This is a genomic window from Gemmobacter sp. 24YEA27, from assembly GCF_030052995.1.
Lineage (GTDB): Bacteria > Pseudomonadota > Alphaproteobacteria > Rhodobacterales > Rhodobacteraceae > Pseudogemmobacter.
In genome coordinates this window covers 2,418,444-2,436,470 of the sequence record NZ_JASJPW010000001.1, presented here as the reverse complement: position 1 = coordinate 2,436,470, position 18,027 = coordinate 2,418,444, and the positions used below count along the sequence as shown (strand labels likewise).

At 63.2% G+C, this 18,027-nt stretch carries 12 protein-coding genes and 1 pseudogene; 5 read left to right on the top strand and 8 right to left on the bottom strand.

Annotated elements, in window-relative coordinates; all coding sequences use genetic code 11:
• Positions 1-61: 61 nt before the first annotated feature.
• From rpsB to QNO18_RS12095, 6 genes and pseudogenes are all read right to left on the bottom strand, one after another.
• Complete coding sequence (gene rpsB / locus QNO18_RS12120) at positions 62-823, bottom strand: 30S ribosomal protein S2 (protein ID WP_198836858.1); 762 nt, start codon at positions 821-823, stop codon at positions 62-64.
• A gap of 454 nt (positions 824-1,277) precedes the next feature.
• Positions 1,278-2,674, bottom strand: a pseudogene (lpdA, locus tag QNO18_RS12115) (dihydrolipoyl dehydrogenase).
• Positions 2,675-2,779: 105 nt separating this feature from the next.
• On the bottom strand, positions 2,780-3,367 hold the full coding sequence (locus tag QNO18_RS12110; protein ID WP_283177858.1) for a DUF924 family protein: 588 nt from the start codon (positions 3,365-3,367) through the stop codon (positions 2,780-2,782).
• Between the two features lie 63 nt (positions 3,368-3,430).
• Positions 3,431-4,822: an MFS transporter gene (locus QNO18_RS12105; RefSeq protein WP_283177857.1), complete on the bottom strand. Its 1,392-nt coding sequence runs from the start codon at positions 4,820-4,822 to the stop codon at positions 3,431-3,433.
• 65 nt (positions 4,823-4,887) lie between these two features.
• Positions 4,888-5,925, bottom strand: coding sequence for a tRNA preQ1(34) S-adenosylmethionine ribosyltransferase-isomerase QueA (queA, locus tag QNO18_RS12100; RefSeq protein ID WP_283177856.1), 1,038 nt, complete (start codon positions 5,923-5,925; stop codon positions 4,888-4,890).
• Between the two features lie 12 nt (positions 5,926-5,937).
• The gene (locus tag QNO18_RS12095; protein ID WP_283177855.1) at positions 5,938-9,708 is read right to left on the bottom strand and encodes a hypothetical protein; all 3,771 of its coding nucleotides are present in this window, start codon (positions 9,706-9,708) and stop codon (positions 5,938-5,940) included.
• Between the two features lie 336 nt (positions 9,709-10,044).
• Between QNO18_RS12095 and bcp the strand changes: the two genes are divergently transcribed.
• The 5 genes from bcp (at position 10,045) to QNO18_RS12070 (ending at position 14,790) form a co-directional block, all read left to right on the top strand.
• Entirely contained in the window at positions 10,045-10,521 is a 477-nt protein-coding gene (gene bcp, locus QNO18_RS12090) for a thioredoxin-dependent thiol peroxidase (RefSeq protein ID WP_283177854.1), read from the top strand.
• Between the two features lie 7 nt (positions 10,522-10,528).
• Positions 10,529-11,368 (top strand): ferritin-like domain-containing protein, encoded by an 840-nt coding sequence (locus tag QNO18_RS12085; protein ID WP_283177853.1) that lies wholly within the window; start codon positions 10,529-10,531, stop codon positions 11,366-11,368.
• A gap of 430 nt (positions 11,369-11,798) precedes the next feature.
• The gene (locus QNO18_RS12080; protein ID WP_283177852.1) at positions 11,799-13,139 is read left to right on the top strand and encodes a M23 family metallopeptidase; all 1,341 of its coding nucleotides are present in this window, start codon (positions 11,799-11,801) and stop codon (positions 13,137-13,139) included.
• Entirely contained in the window at positions 13,129-13,644 is a 516-nt protein-coding gene (locus QNO18_RS12075; RefSeq protein ID WP_283177851.1) for a polymer-forming cytoskeletal protein, read from the top strand. The genes QNO18_RS12080 and QNO18_RS12075 overlap by 11 nt, the downstream gene beginning before the upstream one ends.
• Positions 13,645-13,827: 183 nt before the next feature.
• Positions 13,828-14,790 carry an OmpA family protein gene (locus QNO18_RS12070; protein WP_283177850.1) on the top strand — a complete coding sequence of 321 codons (963 nt, stop codon included), beginning with the start codon at positions 13,828-13,830 and terminating at the stop codon, positions 14,788-14,790.
• Between the two features lie 51 nt (positions 14,791-14,841).
• On the opposite strand, the gene QNO18_RS12065 is transcribed toward QNO18_RS12070, so the two are convergent.
• Both QNO18_RS12065 and QNO18_RS12060 read right to left on the bottom strand, forming a co-directional pair.
• Positions 14,842-16,212, bottom strand: coding sequence for a class II 3-deoxy-7-phosphoheptulonate synthase (locus tag QNO18_RS12065; RefSeq protein WP_283177849.1), 1,371 nt, complete (start codon positions 16,210-16,212; stop codon positions 14,842-14,844).
• 188 nt (positions 16,213-16,400) lie between these two features.
• A complete protein-coding gene (locus QNO18_RS12060; RefSeq protein WP_283177848.1) occupies positions 16,401-18,026 on the bottom strand; it encodes an alpha-D-glucose phosphate-specific phosphoglucomutase in 1,626 nt (541 codons plus the stop codon).
• Position 18,027 lies beyond the last annotated feature (1 nt).

Below are 18,027 nucleotides of genomic sequence, written 5' to 3'. Positions count from 1 at the left end.
CTATCCCCGCCGTGCAACAACCCGGTGACGGTCGGGGCACAGAAAGCGCCCCCACGCCCGATCAGGCCTCTTCGGCGGTGGCTTCTTCTTCCGGCGCCGCTTCCAGAGCGCCGAGGTCAACACCGGCAGCGCCGAGCTGAGCCGACATCCCGTCCAGAGCAGCGCGGGCAATCAGGTCGCAATAGAGCGCAATCGCGCGGGCCGCGTCATCATTGCCCGGGATCACATAGTTCACGCCTTTGGGCGAGTTGTTGGTGTCGACGATGCCGACAACCGGGATGCCCAGTTTCTGTGCTTCGAGGATGGCGAGATCTTCTTTGCCAACATCGATGATGAACAGCAGATCCGGCACGCCGCCCATTTCACGGATCCCGCCAAGCGAAGCCTGCAGCTTCGATTGGTCGCGTTCCATGTTCAGACGCTCTTTCTTGGTCAGGCCTTCTGCGCCTGCCGCAAGGGTCTCGTCGATTTGCTTCAGACGCTGGATCGACTGGGAAATGGTCTTCCAGTTGGTCAGCGTGCCACCGAGCCAGCGGTGGTTCATGTAATACTGAGCGCATTTCTCAGCGGCTTCAGCGATCGGCTTCTGAGCCTGACGCTTGGTGCCGACAAAGAGGATACGGCCGCCTTTGGCGACGGTGTCGCGCACGACTTTCAGAGCCTGGTCCAGCAGCGGGACGGTCTGGGTCAGGTCAACGATATGGATGCCGTTGCGATCGCCGTAGATATACTCGGCCATACGCGGGTTCCAGCGCTGCGTCTGGTGACCGTAGTGAACGCCAGCTTCCAAGAGCTGACGCATGGAGAAATCGGGGAGCGCCATGTCCAAATACCTTTCCGGTTTGCGCCTGAGCGGAGGATTTCAGAGCAGATGCCCCAACCGGTGGACCTTTGCAGGATTTCTCCCCGCATAGGCCCGCCTCCGCCTGTGAAGTGCCGCGCGTATAGCTGCACGTTCAGAAATGCGCAAGAGCTGCCCCCGAAATTTACCGCGGATCGCGCCGCACGGGGTGTTTCAGTCAAGAGGAAGACCGGAGTTCGTCCCCATCCGGATATGCCCGCCAGTGGCGCAGGTCAGGCAGCGGAGTCCCGGCCTGCGGGTCTGCACGGTGCGGTCGGTGCAGTGCCAGCGGGTCAGTTGCGGAAACCAGGGCGCTCGCCCCGGTTTCCGATTATTTCTGCCGCGTCAGATTTCGCAGGTTCCAGATCTTTCAGCCATTGCAGGATGATCCCTGCATTGTGATCCGGTTCGGCGAAGCATTCGTGGCTCCTCACTCTCAGAAATGAATGGCGCGCCCATAGGCATCCAGCACCGATTCATGCATCATCTCTGAAAGCGTCGGATGCGGGAAGACCGTTTCCATCAGCTCTGCCTCGGTCGTCTCAAGAGTGCGGCCGATCACATAGCCCTGGATCAGCTCGGTCACTTCGGCGCCGACCATATGCGCGCCCAGCAGCTCACCGGTTTTCGCATCGAACACGGTTTTCACGAAGCCCTCGGGCTCACCCAGAGCAATCGCTTTGCCATTGCCGATAAAGGGGAAGCGGCCGACGCGGATCTCATAGCCCTGCTCTTTCGCACGCGCTTCGGTCAGGCCGACAGAGGCCACCTGCGGATGGCAATAGGTGCAGCCGGCAATCGAACCCGGTTTGATCGGATGAGGATGCTGGCCCGCGATCAGTTCGGCCACCATGACGCCCTCATGGCTCGCTTTATGCGCCAGCCAGGGCGCGCCGGCGATATCGCCGATCGCATAAAGGCCCGGCACACCGGTGCGGCAATATTCATCGGTCACGACATGTGTGCGGTCGACCTTCACTCCCAGCTCTTCCAGGCCCAGATTTTCGACATTACCGACGATCCCCACAGCCGAGATCACCGTATCGAAGTCCTGGGTTTCCACCTTACCGGCGATCTCGATATGGGCGGTGACGCCCTTGCCCGGATGGCGGTCGAGCTTTTTCACTGCCGCTTTTTCCAGGATCTTCATGCCTTGTTTGACGAATTGCTTCTTCGCGAAGGCGGCAATCTCGGCGTCTTCGACCGGCAGAATGCGATCCATCACCTCGACCACGGTGGTCTCTGCGCCGAGCGTGTTGAAGAAGCTCGCGAATTCGATGCCGATGGCGCCGGAGCCGATGACGAGCAGCTTTTTCGGCATCCGTTTGGCCACCAGCGCGTGGCGATAGGACCAGACCAGATCTCCGTCAGCCTCCAGCCCCGGCAGCTCGCGTGCGCGTGCGCCGGTGGCCAGGATGATGTTTTTCGCGACCAGCGTTTCGCTGCCCTTATCGGTGGTGACCACCACCTTGCCGCCGCCGGCAAGCTTCGCGGTGCCCATGATCACGGTGACCTTGTTTTTCTTCAGCAGATGGCCGACGCCTCCGGCAAGCTGCTTCGCCACGCCGCGCGAGCGGGCGACCACCGCCGGCAGGTCATAGGAAATCCCCTCGGCCTTAAGCCCGAACTCCTTCGCGCGATGCATCAGGTGGAAGACCTCGGACGAGCGCAGCAGCGCTTTCGTCGGAATACAGCCCCAGTTGAGACAGATGCCGCCCAGATTTTCGCGTTCGACCACCGCGACTTTCTGGCCCAGCTGCGCCGCCCTTATCGCCGCCACATAGCCGCCGGGCCGGAGCCGATCACCACCACGTCGAAATTCGAGTCTGCCATTTCCGCCTCCCTCAGAAGAACTGGCCCTGGGAAAACGCCCCCGGGAAAACTGGTTCACCCTTAAACAATCTCGTTTAACCGAGCAACAAAGCTGGCGCCGCAGCCCTATGCGTCTGATGCATGGCTGCCACGGATCTCTGCTACCAGCGCGGGATAGGCCCCGGCTGCGAGGAATTCGGCCTCTGCTGCCGTCGTCTCGCGCCCGAGGGCCGCATTGCGGAAGGGAAAACGGCCAAAGCGGCGGATGATTTCCTGATGGGCGCGGGCATGAAGAAGGCTTTCGGGGTTTTCGGGCATACGCTCTGTAAAAAGCTGCACTGCCAGCGCCTGGTCCTCCGGATCCTCGGAATGCTCAAACGGCATATAGAAGAACTGGCGTTCGGGTTCGGGGGCATCGAGATCCCAGCCCTCGTCCAGCGCGCGGCGGGCGGCGGCGCGTGCCTGCGGGTCGGTTGCGAAAGCCTCTGCCCGGCCCCGGTTGATGTTGCGGGCAAACTGATCAGCGATCACCAGATAGGCCAGGGTTCCGGCCGGGCCATCGACCCAATGTTCCAGCCCACCATCCTGCAGCGCCTGCCACAACTCGCCAAACCGGCTGGCACAGGCATCGTCAATCTCTTCGCCGCCGGCATACCAGCCCTGGTGGCCGATCTCTTCGATCCAGAATTGCAGCACTTCGATCGGGTCGGACATCTTCACCTCCGCTGACGGCCAGTCTTCGGGCCAGAGTGTCAGCGAGGGCGCCAGGGTGCAACCTCAGGCATCGCGCTGGCCGGGATTTTCCCAATCTTCTGCCGCCTGGTCGCCCTGCTGCTGCGGCGCGCTCTCCTCCGATGCCGGCGGCACGGGTTGATCGCGCTGGATGACCAGGGCCTGCGCGGCTTCGGCGGCGGCTTCGGGGTTTTCGGGCGAGGGGTTGATTTCGATTGCATTCTCAACCGCCGCGACCGAGGCGACTGCGGAAGCCATAGGCGCGATATTGGCATAGGCGCCGGTCATCACCGGGGTTGCGCGTTTGGTCATCCGCCAGGCAGCATAGCCCGCCAGTGCGGCATAAAGCAGGCCGACAAAGAAGAAGAAGCCGCGCGGCCCCATCACATCGCGCCCCATCAGCCAGCCGACGATCAGCGGGCCAAAGATCGAACCAACGCCGTTGATGAACAAAAGCCCTGCCGAGGCAGCTGCCATCTGCTCTTTCGAGAGATAATCATTGGTATAGGCGATGATCAGCCCGTAGATCGGATAGGTGATGCCGCCCAAAAGCGCGGCGACCACCAGATAGACCGGAAAGGGCAGCGGGAAAATCGTCGCCACCGCCATGACCACAGTTGCCACCACCGAGAGCCACACGATGATCTTGCGCCGGTCGATCCGGTCAGAAAGCCGGCCGATCGGATATTGCAGGATCAGCCCGCCAATATAGAGCGCCGAGGTAAACAGCGCGATCTGCCCCACCGACAACAGGCTCACCGAACCCCAGACCGCAGCCATCCCGAACATCGCCGAGAACACCCCGCCGATCAGGAAAATACCGACGCAGCCGAGGGGCGAGATCCGGTACAGCTCGCGAAACCCAAGGCGTTGGCCGGTCTCGAAACTGGGGCTGGGATAGGTTGCCAGCAACAGGGGCAGGAAGGCCAGCGACACCAGCACCGAGGGGATCAGGAAGAGATCATAGCCAAAGGGATCGCCAAAGGCCAAAAGCCCCTGTGCCGAGATGATGCCGGCCATCTGCACAATCATATAGGCCGACAGCGCCTGGCCGCGCGTCTCATTGGTTGCGGTATCGTTCAGCCAGCTTTCCGCCGTGATATAGACGCCGGCAAAGCCAAAGCCGATGATCACCCGCATCAGCGCCCAGGCCTGCCAGTGGATCACCATCGGATAGAGCACCAGCACCGCCGAGATCAGCGAGCCAAGCGCCGCAAACACCCGGATATGGCCGACATGCTGCAACATTCCCGGCACATAGCGCGAGCCCAGCAGGAAGCCGAGGAAATAGGCCGACATCACGAAAGACAGCTGGAAGGTGGTAAAGGCCTCCATCGTGCCCCGGATGCCCAGAAGCGAGCCCTGAACCCCATTCCCCACCATCAGCAGCAGCACACCCAGAAGCAAAGGCCAGGTGGTGTAAAGGACTCTCAGCATCACATGCTCCGGTCAGGCATTGGCGTGTGCTCCACCGGTCGGGCCGGAGGGGCTGGCGGGCGGTGTTATGGAACCAGCAGCGACGAGTCGCCGTAAGAGAAAAAGCGATATTGGTTCACGATGGCATGATCATAGATTTCGCGCATCCTGTCCTGTCCCATAAGCGCCGAAACAAGCATCAGAAGCGTCGATTTCGGCAAATGGAAATTGGTCATCAGCGCATCCGACACGCGGAAGGTAAAACCCGGGTAAATGAAAATATCCGTCCAGCCCGACCAGGGCGCGATTTCGCCGCTCTCGCGGGCCGCACTCTCGATCAGCCGGAGCGCCGTGGTGCCGACCGGGATCACCCGGCCGCCTGCGGCCTTTGTTGCGGCGATTTCGGCTGCGGCTGCGGGTGAGACCTCGCCCCATTCGGAATGCATCTTATGGGTTTTGACGTCTTCGACCTTGACCGGCAGGAAGGTGCCCGCGCCGACATGCAGCGTCACTTCGGTGAAAGTCACACCTTTGGCACGCAGGGCCGCCAGCAGGGCCTCGTCGAAATGAAGGCTCGCGGTCGGGGCAGCCACCGCGCCGGCATGGCGGGCAAAGACGGTCTGGTAATCGCCATTGTCGGCGGCATCTGGTGCGCGTTTTGCGGCAATATAGGGTGGCAGTGGCATAGAGCCTGCCGCAGCCAGAGCCGTGTCGAAATCGGCGCCGCTAAGCGAGAATTCCAGCCGAAGATCGGTCTCGCTCTTTTCCGCCACCACCGCCGAGAGGTCATCGGAAAAGCGGATCACCTCGCCCGGGTTCACCTTGCGCAGGGGTTTGGCAAGCGCGCGCCAGCCTCCGGTGGCCGAGGGCTCCATCAGCGTGATCTCGATCTTCGCCACCGCGTCACCACGCGCGCGTGCGCCGGTCAGCCGCGCCGGGATGACTTTGGTATTGTTCAGAACCAGCCGGTCGCCGGGGCGGAAAATATCGACCAGGTCGCGCACATGCAGATCACGGATCCCGCCGCTTTCGGCCAGCAAAAGCCGCGCCGATGACCGCGGCCGCGCGGGCCGGGTCGCAATCAGCTCTTCTGGCAGGTGAAAATCGAAATCTGACAGCTGCATCTGCCTCGCCCCTCAGCCGGCGCCCTTCAGCACCGGCGCAGGCCGGCGGAAGATGTCGCGAAACATTCCCGGCGTCAGAATCGACAGCGGATTGACGCTGATCTGCGGATTTTTCGCGGCGCCCGCAAGCCGGTAGTTGAAGCCGAACAGCCCTTCGCCTTTGCGGCTGAAGATCTGGCCGATGCCGTTCAGCAGATAGATCGGAGAGATCGTGCCCTGGATGTCGATAGAATTGCTGGCGGAATGGTAAAAGCCCGCGAAGGAAATCCCCATCGAAGCGCCAACCGCCGCGCCCTGGGCGATCTGAACGCCTTCAGGCAGGATGAGAAACGACACATCGCCTTCGGAAAACTGGATGCCGCCGCCCTGAAGCTGCTCCAGCAGGCCCACGACCGAAGCCGCCGAAAGCAGCTCGGCCAGGACCGGGGCATTCTGGATCGAAAAGCTGCTGACGCTTGCCACGCCGCTATACTGGCCCGGCGTATCCCTTGGCTGGATGGTCATATCAAGCGAGCCGCCGCGCCCCATATCGAAAAGCCCGGCCGCCGCCATCACCCTGCCCGCGTCCTCCGAGGTGACCCGCACCGCCGTGCCGCCCTTATAGGGCATGGTCGCGCCGGAAATCCGGCTTTTGCCATTGACCGAAGCCACGAACCCGCCATCCAGCCCGCCCTGGCGCATGGTAAACTTGCCCGAGAGCCCGGTCAGGGATATTCCGCCCGTGACCACAAGCCTGTCGAGATTGACTTCTATCGCCCCAGACCCGGCATCCGCGCCACCCGCACCTGAACCCGGCTTGCTTTTGGGCAATTCGCGCAGATCCAGCGTACCGCCCGTCAGTTTGACCGCCACATCGGCGCCCTTGCCGCGCCCGGTAAGCTCGACCGCAGCATCCAGCCAGCCGCCCACTTTCAGCTCCTGGAAACTGGCGCGGTCGAGCCCGGCATTCGCCTTTGTCGTCAGCCGCCCCTTTGCGCTGAGGCCCGGCCCGTTCAGTTCCAGCCTGGTGACTTCCGGGGCCTGACCCAGCACCGCCTCGACCAGCAGCCGCCCGGTGCTGTCGCGCGCTTTGCTCCAGCCGACCGGCGGCAGCGAAAGGCCGAGCCCCTTGAGATCACTTTTCAGGACCAGCCTTGCGGGCTCCCCCTTTGGCAGCGCGAGGTCAATCGCGGCCCGCGTCTCGCCCGAAATCCAGCCTTTCGGAAGCTGCACCCCCAGCCGCCGCAGCCCTTCATCGCTGAGCCGCGCCGTGCCGGAAACACTCGCCTTGCCCGCCGCATCCTTGCCAAACGGCTGCGTATAGCGCGCAACGATCGGGACACCCGCAAGAGTGCCCTCACCCGAAACCGCCATCCCTGCCGCCGTGACCTTTACCGCCAGATCGGAGCTGCGGATCTCTTTGCCCGCGACCAGCCGGTCAGAACGGAAATCGAGGATGCGTCCGGTGACATCATAGGCAATGTCCTCGGTCAACAGCTTTGGCTTCAGCGGAAAGCGAAGCTCGGCCACCAGAAGCGCCCTGCCCTCGCCCAGATCGACCTGGCGCCCGGCTTTTGAAATAAAGCGGAACGGCTCCTGATCCAGAAGCGAGAGCGTCGCGGTCAGCCCGGCATCGACAATCAGCCGCACCTCGGCATCGGCGGGCTTTTTGCGGATATCGGGCACCCGGAACATCGAGCCATCGACATGGATCCGCGCACCATCGGCGCCGGCCTCGGGCGCGGTGATCTCGCCCTCTTCGATCACCAGAGTATAGCTGTTGTCCTGGATCGCCGCGCGGCCACTGCCATTCCGGATCGGGGGCAGCGATTTCACCACCCGCACTTCGGCGCCGGAAAATTCGTAATCCAGCGCGAAACGCGGCTCTTCGCCGCTGCGAAACCGCAAGGCGGCAGCCACATCGGTCAATTCGCCCTGACCAACATTCTCGGCAAGCCAGAACCGCGTGCGCGGCACCGCCATCAGTGGCCAGAGCCGGATCAGCCGCTCGGTCGAGATCCGGTTCAGCGCCACATCGACTGCCCCCGCCCAGGTGCCATCCGTATTGGCGCGGGCATGGCCAGAAAGCACCAGCCGGTCCTCTCCTTCGCTTAAAACCACCTCGCCGATCTCGACCGCAAAGGGGTCAAGCCGCAGCCGCCAGACCGCCGAGCCCGAGGAAAACCGCGCCGGAGCCTCGAACAGCCCGTCGGGATCGACCTTCATCTCGCCAATGCGCAGCTGCGTCACCACCGCTTTCGGCAAGGCCCCCGCCGCAACCGGCTGGCCCAGATCATCCATCAGATCCGAGGTTCCGCTGGCCGTGACCCGCAGCGAGGGGCTCTGGACATTGACCTCATCCAGAAACACCCGCTGCAGTCCGGCATCATAGCGCAGCTCGACCACGGCGCTTTCGAATTCAAACGGGCGCGGCGGCGCCGGCGGAGCATTACCTTCTGAGCCATCTGCCTGTGCCGGTTGATCATTGCCTTCTCCCGCCGCCTGTGCAGGCCGGGCGCCCTCTGCGCCGGCCGGACGCAAGACGCCTGGATCCAGCGCCCCTGGCCCGAGGGCAAGCCGCCCCTCCAGCACGCCAGGCTTGCCTTGCGAATCCAGCGTGCCGCTCAGCCGCCCGGAAATCGGCGCATCCAGCACCGCAAAAGCCGCAAGCGGTGCCGCCTGAACCGCAAGATCGCGCGCGGCCACATGGTCAACGGTCGCGGAAAACCGCGCCGAGCTGTCAGCTTTCGAGGTTTCGACCGTCAGCATCGCCCGCGCGGGATCTGTTCCGGTCAAAAGCGTCAGGGACAATTCCCCCGAAAGGCTTTCCGCCTTATTGGCAATCACCAGCCTGCCATCACCGAGTTCCCATTTCCGCCGCGCCCGCGCATCATCCAGCGTGAGCGCCAGCCCGTCGATCTCGACCAGCGCCAGATCGCTCAGCGTGCCGGTCGAGAACATGCGGTCCAGGGCATCCAGCACCTCGGCGGGCGTTCCCATTTCAGGGCTGCCCGAAAGCCCGGCGAAGCTGAGCGCGATCCGGCCATCGGCATCGCGGGCCACCGCAATCTGTGCCCCGGTCATCCGCACAAGGCTGGGCCGGATCTGGCCCGTCAGCAGCGGCGCCGGTGCCAGTTCGATCCTGAGTTCCGGCAGCGTCAGCACGGATGCGCCCTTGCTGTCGATCAGCCGCAGATCGTGCAGGAAAAAGCTTGGCGACAGGTCGCGGGCGACCATTACCGTAACCTCTCCCAGCGAGATCGCGCTGCCTTCGGGCAGATGGCTCTGGCCCAGTTGTTCGTTCAGCCGCTGTTCGATCGAGGCCACGGCCCAGACCGGCAGCGTCAGACTGCGCCCGAGCAGAACAAACCCCGCAAGCCCGACAAAGGCGACCAGCCCGAGAAGGACGATGACAAGGCGCAGTCCGATCCTGGCGCGGCTTTTCTCAACCCGTGCCCTCCTTGCCTCAGCTCTGCGGGCCAGAAAGCCCTTTCGGCCTGGGGCTTCAGGCACAGGCCCGGCCATGGGTTCGGGCTGCAAGATTTGCTCTGGCCGCCCGCCAGTCATTGCTGTGGCAAGCCGCCCCGCAACCAGCGGCTGTGCCGGCGGCACCACTGCCTGGCCGTCTTCCGCCCACAGTGTCGGATCGGGGGGCCAGGCGCCGGGATCAGCCAAAAGGGGCGACGTATCGCCCGGTCGCTCGCTGGCCTCAGTTGCTTCTGACGTGTGAGAAATCGCCGAAAGGGCGCCAGCCCCAGCGTCATCCCCGGTCTCCTCCCCGGTCTCATCGGGAGCGACCGGCACAGCAGTCTCAGAGACTTGGTCCGGGGATGCCCGGTTCGCAGCACTTTCTCCGGTGCTGTCCCGCTCCGCCCTGCTTTCCACGGTCACCGACTCTTCGCCCTTCATTCCTGCGGCTTCTTCCAGAGGCCCGGGCCTTCCCCGGCACCTCACCGCCTGCAGCCTGGTTACCCCTCTGGAACCGGCAGCCGCTTAGCCCTATCCTGGCGCGAAGCCCGGGGAAACACAAAGCCTTGTGAGTCCAGGGGCCAGCGCCCGCGCGGGGAGTTGCCTGGTCATATTGGCTGGTCGCGCGCCGGGCCTGACATCAGAGCCGGGCAGATGCCGGAAAGGACCGAAATGACCACGACCCTGACTGAAGGCGACAAGGCCCCGGATTTCACCCTGCCCCGCGATGGCGGCGCCACGGTTTCGCTGTCGCAATTCGCACCGGGCAAAGTGGTGCTTTATTTCTACCCGAAGGATGACACGCCCGGCTGCACGCTTGAAGCGCAGGATTTCACCCGCCTTGCCGCCGAATTCGCGGCCTCTGGCACCACGGTGATCGGGATCTCGAAAGACAGCGTCGCCGCGCATGACAAATTCTGCCGCAAACACGGGCTGGGGATCATCCTGGCCTCGGATGCAGAGGGTCAGACCAGCGAGGATTACGGCACCTGGGGTGAGAAGAAGAATTACGGCAAGACCTATATGGGCATCACCCGCACGACCTTTCTGATCGGCGCTGATGGCCGGATCGCCAGGGTCTGGCCGAAAGTCACGGTCAAGGGCCATGCCGAAGACGTGCTGGCCGCCGCCCGCGCCCTGCAGGGCTGAGCCGGGGATGGCACTGACGCTGTCGGAAATGGCGGTCGAGGTTCTGACCACGGCAGAGGGGCGCGCCAAAGCGGCGATCAGCCGGCGCCATGCCGCAACCTGGTTTGCCGCCCGCGCGGCGGGCCAGGTGCCGGATATTGGCCGGGCCGAACCGCCCTTGCGACCGGCCCGGCCGGAAAAGCCCGATCTGCTCGCCCCACGCGATGTGCCGCGCCGCCGCACGGGGAGCCCGGAAGGGCGTGCCGCGCTGCTTCACGCGCTGGCCCATATCGAGCTGAATGCGGTCGATCTGCACTGGGATATCATCGCCCGCTTCGCCGCCCATCCGATGCCGCCCGGCTTCTATGATGACTGGGTGAAAGCCGCGGATGAGGAAGCGAAGCACTTTACCCTTTTGTCGGATGTGCTTGAGGAGATGGGCAGCTTTTACGGCGCCATGGCCGCCCATGCCGGCATGTGGCGTGCCGCCGAAGACACCGCGGATGACTTTCTCGGGCGTCTCGCCGTGGTGCCGATGGTGCTGGAGGCGCGGGGTCTGGATGTGACACCCGGCATGATAGCGGTGTTTCAGCGCGCCCGGGATCAGGGCGAGAAAACCGGCGCGCTGGAAGCGCTCAGGGTGATCTATGCCGAGGAAGTTGGCCACGTCGCCTATGGCTCGAAATGGTTCAACTGGCTCTGCGGTCGCGACGGGGCCGATCCGAAAGACGTGTTCCACGCCCTGGTGCGGCGTTATTTCCACGGCCAGCTGAAGCCACCTTTCAACGAGGAAAAACGGGCCGAAGCCGGGCTGCCGCCCGATTTCTACTGGCCGCTGACGGAGGATGATCCGGCCGACATGGACTGAGGCGGCGGGCAGCCAACCGGGTAACCCTGTGAACCAGCCTCCACACGCCCTGGAAACCCCTTTGGTTTTCCGGTTCTGATCGGCAAGTTTCCGCCGGGAACAGGCGAGGCTCAGCCGCTGCGGCGCGGACACATGGCGGAAATATTGCGAGCCGGCCCTTGCGCCGCTAATCACGTCTGACCCGAGGCGCTGTGGTGCGACTCACGCGCCAATGTGCCCGGATGTTTTTTTTCGGATGGTGTTGTTTTTCCCCGATCGTCCGCCGCTGCCCCAGGGCGGAGCGGAGCTTCCGATCCGCATGACCACACCTCGCCCGTCTTTCGCGCCAGTAACGCGGAAACCGGGTCAGACTGACACCAGCCCCTCCGGGTCCCGCTTTTTGAAGCCGGGATAAAAGGCGGAACGGGCGCTCTTAAAGATGGAATGCCGCGTGCTCGCAAGACTGGCCATCCGGATCAATACGGCGCTTGAATCGGTGTTTCCCGAACAGCGGCTCTATCTGAAATCCGATCACGGCACGCATTATCTGCGGCTCAGGCCGGCGACCCAGGCCTTTGTCGTGGTCTTCGGCGCCCTCGCCATTGCCTGGACCATCGTCGCGACCTCGATTTTCATGATGCAATCCATCGGCGCCGGTTCTTCGCGCGAACAAAGCCAGCGCCAGGGGATGATCTTCGAGGAACGGCTTGCCATCCTCTCGGCAGACCGCGATCTGCGGGTGACCGATGCCGCCCAGGCGCAGGAGCGGTTCAACTCGGCCCTGGAACAGGTTTCCAGAATGCAGGAGATGCTTCTGGCCTCGGAAGATCGCCGCCGCGAGCTGGAGACCGGCATTGATGTCGTGCAAAACAGCCTGCGCGGCGTGATCCGCGAACGCGACGAAGCACGGGCCGAGGTTTTGAAACTGACCGGGATGCTGGGAGAACAAGGTGGCGCCACCACCGAGATCGGCCGCATCCGCGACACCGGCGAGACGCTGGATTTCCTGACCACGAAGCTGGAGGCCACCGCCCGCGAACGCGATACCCGCCTGGCCGAGGCCGATACCGCGCGCGAAGAGCTTGCGCTGGCCCTGGAAGACCGCCGCGCGCTTGAGCTGCGCCATGACGCGATCTTTACCAAGCTGGAAGATGCGGTGACGGTCTCGGTCGAGCCGCTGGAAAAGATGTTCCGGGCCGCCGGCATGAACCCCGATGACATGATCGCCACGGTCAGAAAGGGCTATTCCGGCCAGGGCGGACCGCTCTCGCCGATCAGCGCCTCAACCATGGGCGGGCCGCTGAGCGATGGTGAGAAGCGCGCCAATGCGATCCTGAAAGATATGGAAGAAATGGATCTCTACCGTCTCGCGGCCTGGAAGGCGCCCTTTGCCACCCCGATCACCTCGGGCAATGTGCGCTGGACCTCGAGCTTTGGCCGCCGCGAAGACCCGTTCGGGCGCGGCGGGCGGATGCACGAAGGTACCGATATCGCCGGCCCCTATGGCACGCCCATTTATGCCACTGCCGAAGGCACCGTCATTCATGCCGGCTGGCAGAACGGTTACGGGCGCCTGATCAAGATCCGGCATGCCTTTGGCATCGAAACCCGCTACGCCCATTTATCACAGATCCGTGTGCAGGTTGGACAAAAGGTGTCGCGCGGCGACCAGATCGGTGATATGGGCAATTCAGGCCGGTCCACCGGCACTCATCTTCACTACGAAGTCCGCATAGGGGGCACTGCCGTGAACCCGATGACCTTCATAAGGGCAGCGAGAAATGTTTTCTAAGAGCCGCATCAACGAAACGGGCGCGAAGCCCGAAGCTGACAAACCCAAGGCGCCGGAGGCCCCCGTGTCGAAACCTTCCATGGATTTCACCCCCTCGGCGCCCAAGGGCAAGGCTGTGGCCTCGGTCCTCTCGTCGGACCTTACCGTTGTGGGCAACCTGCGCACCTCGGGTGACATCCAGGTCGAAGGCACCGTTGAAGGCGATATCCGCGCCCATCTGCTGACGGTCGGCGAAAGCGCCACCATCCGCGGCGAAATCGTGGCGGACGATATCGTGGTGAATGGCCGCGTGATCGGTCGCGTGCGCGGCCTCAAGGTCCGCCTGACCTCGACCGCCCGTGTCGAAGGCGACATCATCCACAAGACCATTGCTATCGAATCGGGCGCCCATTTCGAAGGGTCGGTTCAGCGCCAGGAAGATCCGCTCTCGACCGGTCGCGCCGCTGCAGCCCCGGCGGCTGCGGCCCCGCTCACCGCACCGGCTGCTGCTGTCGAAGCGCCCTGAGATACGCCCGGCTCACCGCCGCGCTTTTCGAATCGCAACGGCCACCCGCCATCGGGTGGCCGTTTTGCTTTTCCCAAAGCTCAGCCACATCTTGACGGCTGTCTCGCCCCGGTTTTAGCCTGAAAGCAGCAATGACTGCCGTTTTCACGCCGATTTTGCAGGCCTCTGCCGGGAGTAACCGCTATGCATTCTCTCCGACCCCTCATTGCCGGGCTGATCTTCGCGCCCCTCTTTGCCCTCGCTGCCCTGGCGCAGGACGCCGATGCGCCCGGATCCTCTGATTTCCCGCTGATCCCGCGCTATGAAGGCGCGGTGATCAAATTCTGGGAAACCAGCGCCTATGACGCCTATACGCTGCTGCTGGGCCCGGTGGGTCTTGCAACGGATGGCGAGCCAGAGCCGGAAAAGACCCTGGAGCTGGAAGGGAGGTTCACCGAGATCCTCTACCGTGGCCCCGAAAAACGCTCGTCGCTTGAGGTGTTTCGCAATTATGAGGCGGCGCTGACCAAAGCCGGCTTCGAGACCCTGTTCACCTGCAGCAAGAAAGACTGTGGCCCCAGGTTCCGGCAGCTGATCAATCCCGGCGCACGGTTTGACGGGCTGCTTTACGATAACGAGCGGCACTATATTGCCGCCAAAATCAGCCGCCCCGAAGGAGACGCCTATCTCGCGCTCTATGTCACCAGCTTCGAGCCGGAGAACCGGCCCTTTGTCTATATGGCCATAACGGAGCTGGCCCCGATGGAAGATAAGATGGTGGTGGTAGAGGCCTCTGAAATCCAGGAGACCATGGCGCGCGATGGCAAGATCGCGATCTACGGCATCCTGTTCGACTTTGATCAGGCCAGTATCCTGCCGGAATCGAAAGCGCAGATCGATCAGCTTGCCGCCATGCTCGCGGCAGAACCTGCGCTCTCGGTGCTGATCGTCGGCCATACCGATGGCCAGGGGGCGTTTGACTACAACCTCTCGCTGTCGCAACGCCGGGCGCAGTCGGTGGTTGATGCCCTCGCCGCCCTTGGCATCGCCAGCGAGCGCATGACGCCGGCAGGTGCCGGAATGGTGGCCCCGGTCGCCACCAATCGCACCGATGAGGGGCGTGCGCGAAACCGCCGGGTTGAAATCGTCGAACTGGTCCGTAACTGACCCGCAAAAGCAAAAGGCCCGCCGGAGTGGCGGGCCTTTTCAGTCCTGGGCTCAGAGCGCGATCCGCCGGGTCTCTTCGCGCTGCCGCGTCAGCTCTTCAGCGACGAGGAAGGCCAGCTCCAGCGATTGCGAGGCATTGAGACGCGGGTCGCAGGCCGTGTGATAGCGATCCGCCAGATTCTCATCCGAGACCGCGCGCAGGCCGCCGGTGCATTCGGTGACATCCTGGCCGGTCATCTCGAAATGGACGCCCGCCGGGACCGTGCCCTCGGCCTTGTGGATCGCGAAGAACTCACGCACCTCGCGCAGGACCGACTCAAAGGGCCGGGTCTTGTAGCCCGACGCTGCTTTGATCGTATTGCCGTGCATCGGGTCGCAGGACCAGACGACATTGGCGCCTTCCCCCTGCACGGCTTTGATCAGACGCGGCAGGTGGTCGCCGACTTTGCCGGCGCCAAAGCGCGCGATGAGGGTCAGGCGGCCCGGCTCGTTTTCCGGGTTCAGCTTTGCCATCAGCACTTTGAGATCTTCTGCCGTGGTAGAAGGCCCGCATTTCAGCCCGATCGGATTCAGCACTCCACGGCAGAATTCGACATGCGCGCCATCCGGCTGCCGGGTGCGATCGCCGATCCAGATCATATGGCCCGACCCCGCCACCGGCTGGCCCGAGATGGAATCGATGCGGCAAAGCGCCTCTTCATATTCCAGCAGCAGCGCCTCATGGCTGGTGTAGAAATCCACCGCCGAGAGCTGATGCGCGGTTTCCGAATTGACGCCGGCGGCATTCATGAAATCAAGCGCGTCAGAGATGCGCGCAGCCATGGCGCGATATTGCTCGGCCTTGTCATGTTCGGCAAATCCCAAAGTCCAGGAATGCACGCGGTGGATATCGGCAAAGCCGCCGGTCGAGAAGGCACGAAGCAGGTTCAAAGACGCCGCCGCCTGGGTATAGGCCTGCAACATCCGGTTCGGGTCCGGCGTCCTGGCGTCAACGGTTGCATCAAAGCCGTTGATGATGTCACCCTTATAGGATGGCAGCTCGACCCCGTTGATCACCTCGGTCGGCGCCGAACGCGGCTTGGCGAATTGCCCCGCCATCCGGCCAACCTTGATCACCGGCACTTTCGCGCCCCAGGTCAGCACCACCGCCATTTGCAGCATGACGCGGAAGGTGTCACGGATGTTATCGGCGCTGAATTCCGCAAAGCTCTCGGCGCAGTCGCCGCCTTGCAGCAGGAACGCCTTGCCCTCGGCTGCCAGCGCCAGTTGCTTTTTCAGCCGCCGCGCCTCGCCCGCGAAGACCAGCGGCGGGTATTTCGACAGCTGCGCCTCGGCGGCGTTCAGCGCGGTCTGATCCGGGTAATCGGGCATCTGGATCCTGGGCAAAGCGCGCCAGTCGGTTTTCGTCCAGCTTCCCTGCATCTTCCTCGCCTCGCCCATAACATTCCTCCGAACGGCTCAACCCGTGCTGACAGCGGTAACAAGGATCGCATATAGGCCCTCCAGGCGCCGGATGCAAAGCCCGCACCATAGTTGGCCGGATCAGGCCATCCGCGACATCGTCCGGCAACAAGGCCCGCCCGGGCAGAACTGCCGGGCGGGGATCGCCATCAGGTGATCACATCAGGCGAGGTTCGCCCGGTAAAGCCCTGAATATTGGCGATTTCATGTGCGGCGCGGATCACGTTTTCCAGCGCCTCCTGCGGATCCTTGTCAAGCCCTTCGGGCCCGCATTCAAAGGCTTCAAGGTAAAGCCGCAGCGTTGCCCCCTCGGTTCCGGTGCCGGAAAGCCGGTAGACTGCCCTGGTGCCATCGCCGAACTGCACCCGGATGCCCTGCTTTTGCGACAGCGAGCCATCAACCGGATCATGATAGGCAAAATCATCTGCCGCAGTTACAGAAAGACCTGCAAATACCTGACCAGGAAGAGTTTCCAGCTTTTCACGCAGCGTCAGGAACATCTGGTCGGCACGGGTGGAATCCACGGCCTCGAAGTCATGGCGGGAATAGTAGTTGCGGCCGAACTGCGCGAAATGCGCCTCCAGAATCCCGGCCACACTTTCCTTGCGGACGGCCAGGATGTTCAGCCACATGAGCACCGCCCAAAGCCCGTCCTTCTCGCGCACATGGTCGGATCCGGTACCGAAACTCTCCTCGCCGCAGAGTGTAACACGGCCCGCATCCAGCAGATTTCCAAAGAATTTCCAGCCTGTGGGGGTCTCATAGGCTTCTATGCCCAGATGTTTCGCAACGCGGTCCACCGCGCCCGAGGTCGGCATCGAGCGCGCAACGCCCTTCAGGCCCGCCTTATAACCCTTTGCCAGATGCGCGTTGGCCGCCAGCACCGCCAGACTGTCCGAGGGCGAGACATAGATCCCGCGCCCGACCACCATATTGCGATCGCCATCGCCATCCGAGGCGGCGCCGAAATCGGGCGCCTCCACGCCCATCATCTCATCCATCAGATCCGAGGCCCAGGTCGGGTTCGGGTCAGGATGCATGCCGCCAAAATCCGGCAAAGGCGTCGCATTGACCACGGTTCCGGCGGCGGCACCAAGCCGTTTCTCAAGGATCTCAACGGCATAGGGGCCGGTGATCGCACACATGGAATCCATTCGCATCCTGAAACCCGCGCCGAACAGCGCCCGGATCGCGTCGAAATCAAACAGCGTCTCCATCAGATCGGCATAATCGGCGACCGGATCGACCACTTCGACGATCATCTCGCCAAGCTGCCGCACCCCGGGCGATGACAGATCGACATCGGTTGCCTCGAAAATATGGTAGGCGCCGAGGGCACCGCTGCGCGCGAACATGGCTTCAGTCACGGATTCCGGCGCGGGGCCGCCATTGGACATGTTGAATTTAACGCCGAAATCCTCATCGGGGCCACCAGGATTATGGCTGGCGGACATAATGATGCCGCCATCTGTTTTGTACAGCCGGATCAAATGGCTGGCGGCCGGAGTTGACAAGAGCGCACCCTGCCCGACGATCACTTTGGCCGCGCCATTCGCGGCGGCCATCCGCAAGATGACCTGAGCCGCACGGTCGTTGAAATAGCGCCCGTCGCCGCCAAGCACAAAGGTCTTGCCCTCGGCACCGACCACGTCGAACAGCGCCTGAATGAAATTCTCCAGGTAATGCGGGCCCATGAAAACACGGGTCTTTTTGCGCAACCCGCTGGTGCCGGGCTTCTGGCCTGCAATGGGCGTGGTCGCAACGGTCAGTTTCATC

What these genes read in the sequence shown, in the direction of transcription:
- queA (WP_283177856.1), bottom strand. Translation starts at nt 5,925, where the DNA reads ATGCAGCTGTCAGATTTCGATTTTCACCTGCCAGAAGAGCTGATTGCG.
- QNO18_RS12070 (WP_283177850.1), top strand. Translation starts at nt 13,828, where the DNA reads ATGCATTCTCTCCGACCCCTCATTGCCGGGCTGATCTTCGCGCCCCTC.
- QNO18_RS12105 (WP_283177857.1), bottom strand. Translation starts at nt 4,822, where the DNA reads ATGCTGAGAGTCCTTTACACCACCTGGCCTTTGCTTCTGGGTGTGCTG.
- QNO18_RS12060 (WP_283177848.1), bottom strand. Translation starts at nt 18,026, where the DNA reads ATGAAACTGACCGTTGCGACCACGCCCATTGCAGGCCAGAAGCCCGGC.
- QNO18_RS12110 (WP_283177858.1), bottom strand. Translation starts at nt 3,367, where the DNA reads ATGTCCGACCCGATCGAAGTGCTGCAATTCTGGATCGAAGAGATCGGC.
- QNO18_RS12085 (WP_283177853.1), top strand. Translation starts at nt 10,529, where the DNA reads ATGGCACTGACGCTGTCGGAAATGGCGGTCGAGGTTCTGACCACGGCA.
- QNO18_RS12065 (WP_283177849.1), bottom strand. Translation starts at nt 16,212, where the DNA reads ATGCAGGGAAGCTGGACGAAAACCGACTGGCGCGCTTTGCCCAGGATC.
- bcp (WP_283177854.1), top strand. Translation starts at nt 10,045, where the DNA reads ATGACCACGACCCTGACTGAAGGCGACAAGGCCCCGGATTTCACCCTG.
- QNO18_RS12075 (WP_283177851.1), top strand. Translation starts at nt 13,129, where the DNA reads ATGTTTTCTAAGAGCCGCATCAACGAAACGGGCGCGAAGCCCGAAGCT.
- rpsB (WP_198836858.1), bottom strand. Translation starts at nt 823, where the DNA reads ATGGCGCTCCCCGATTTCTCCATGCGTCAGCTCTTGGAAGCTGGCGTT.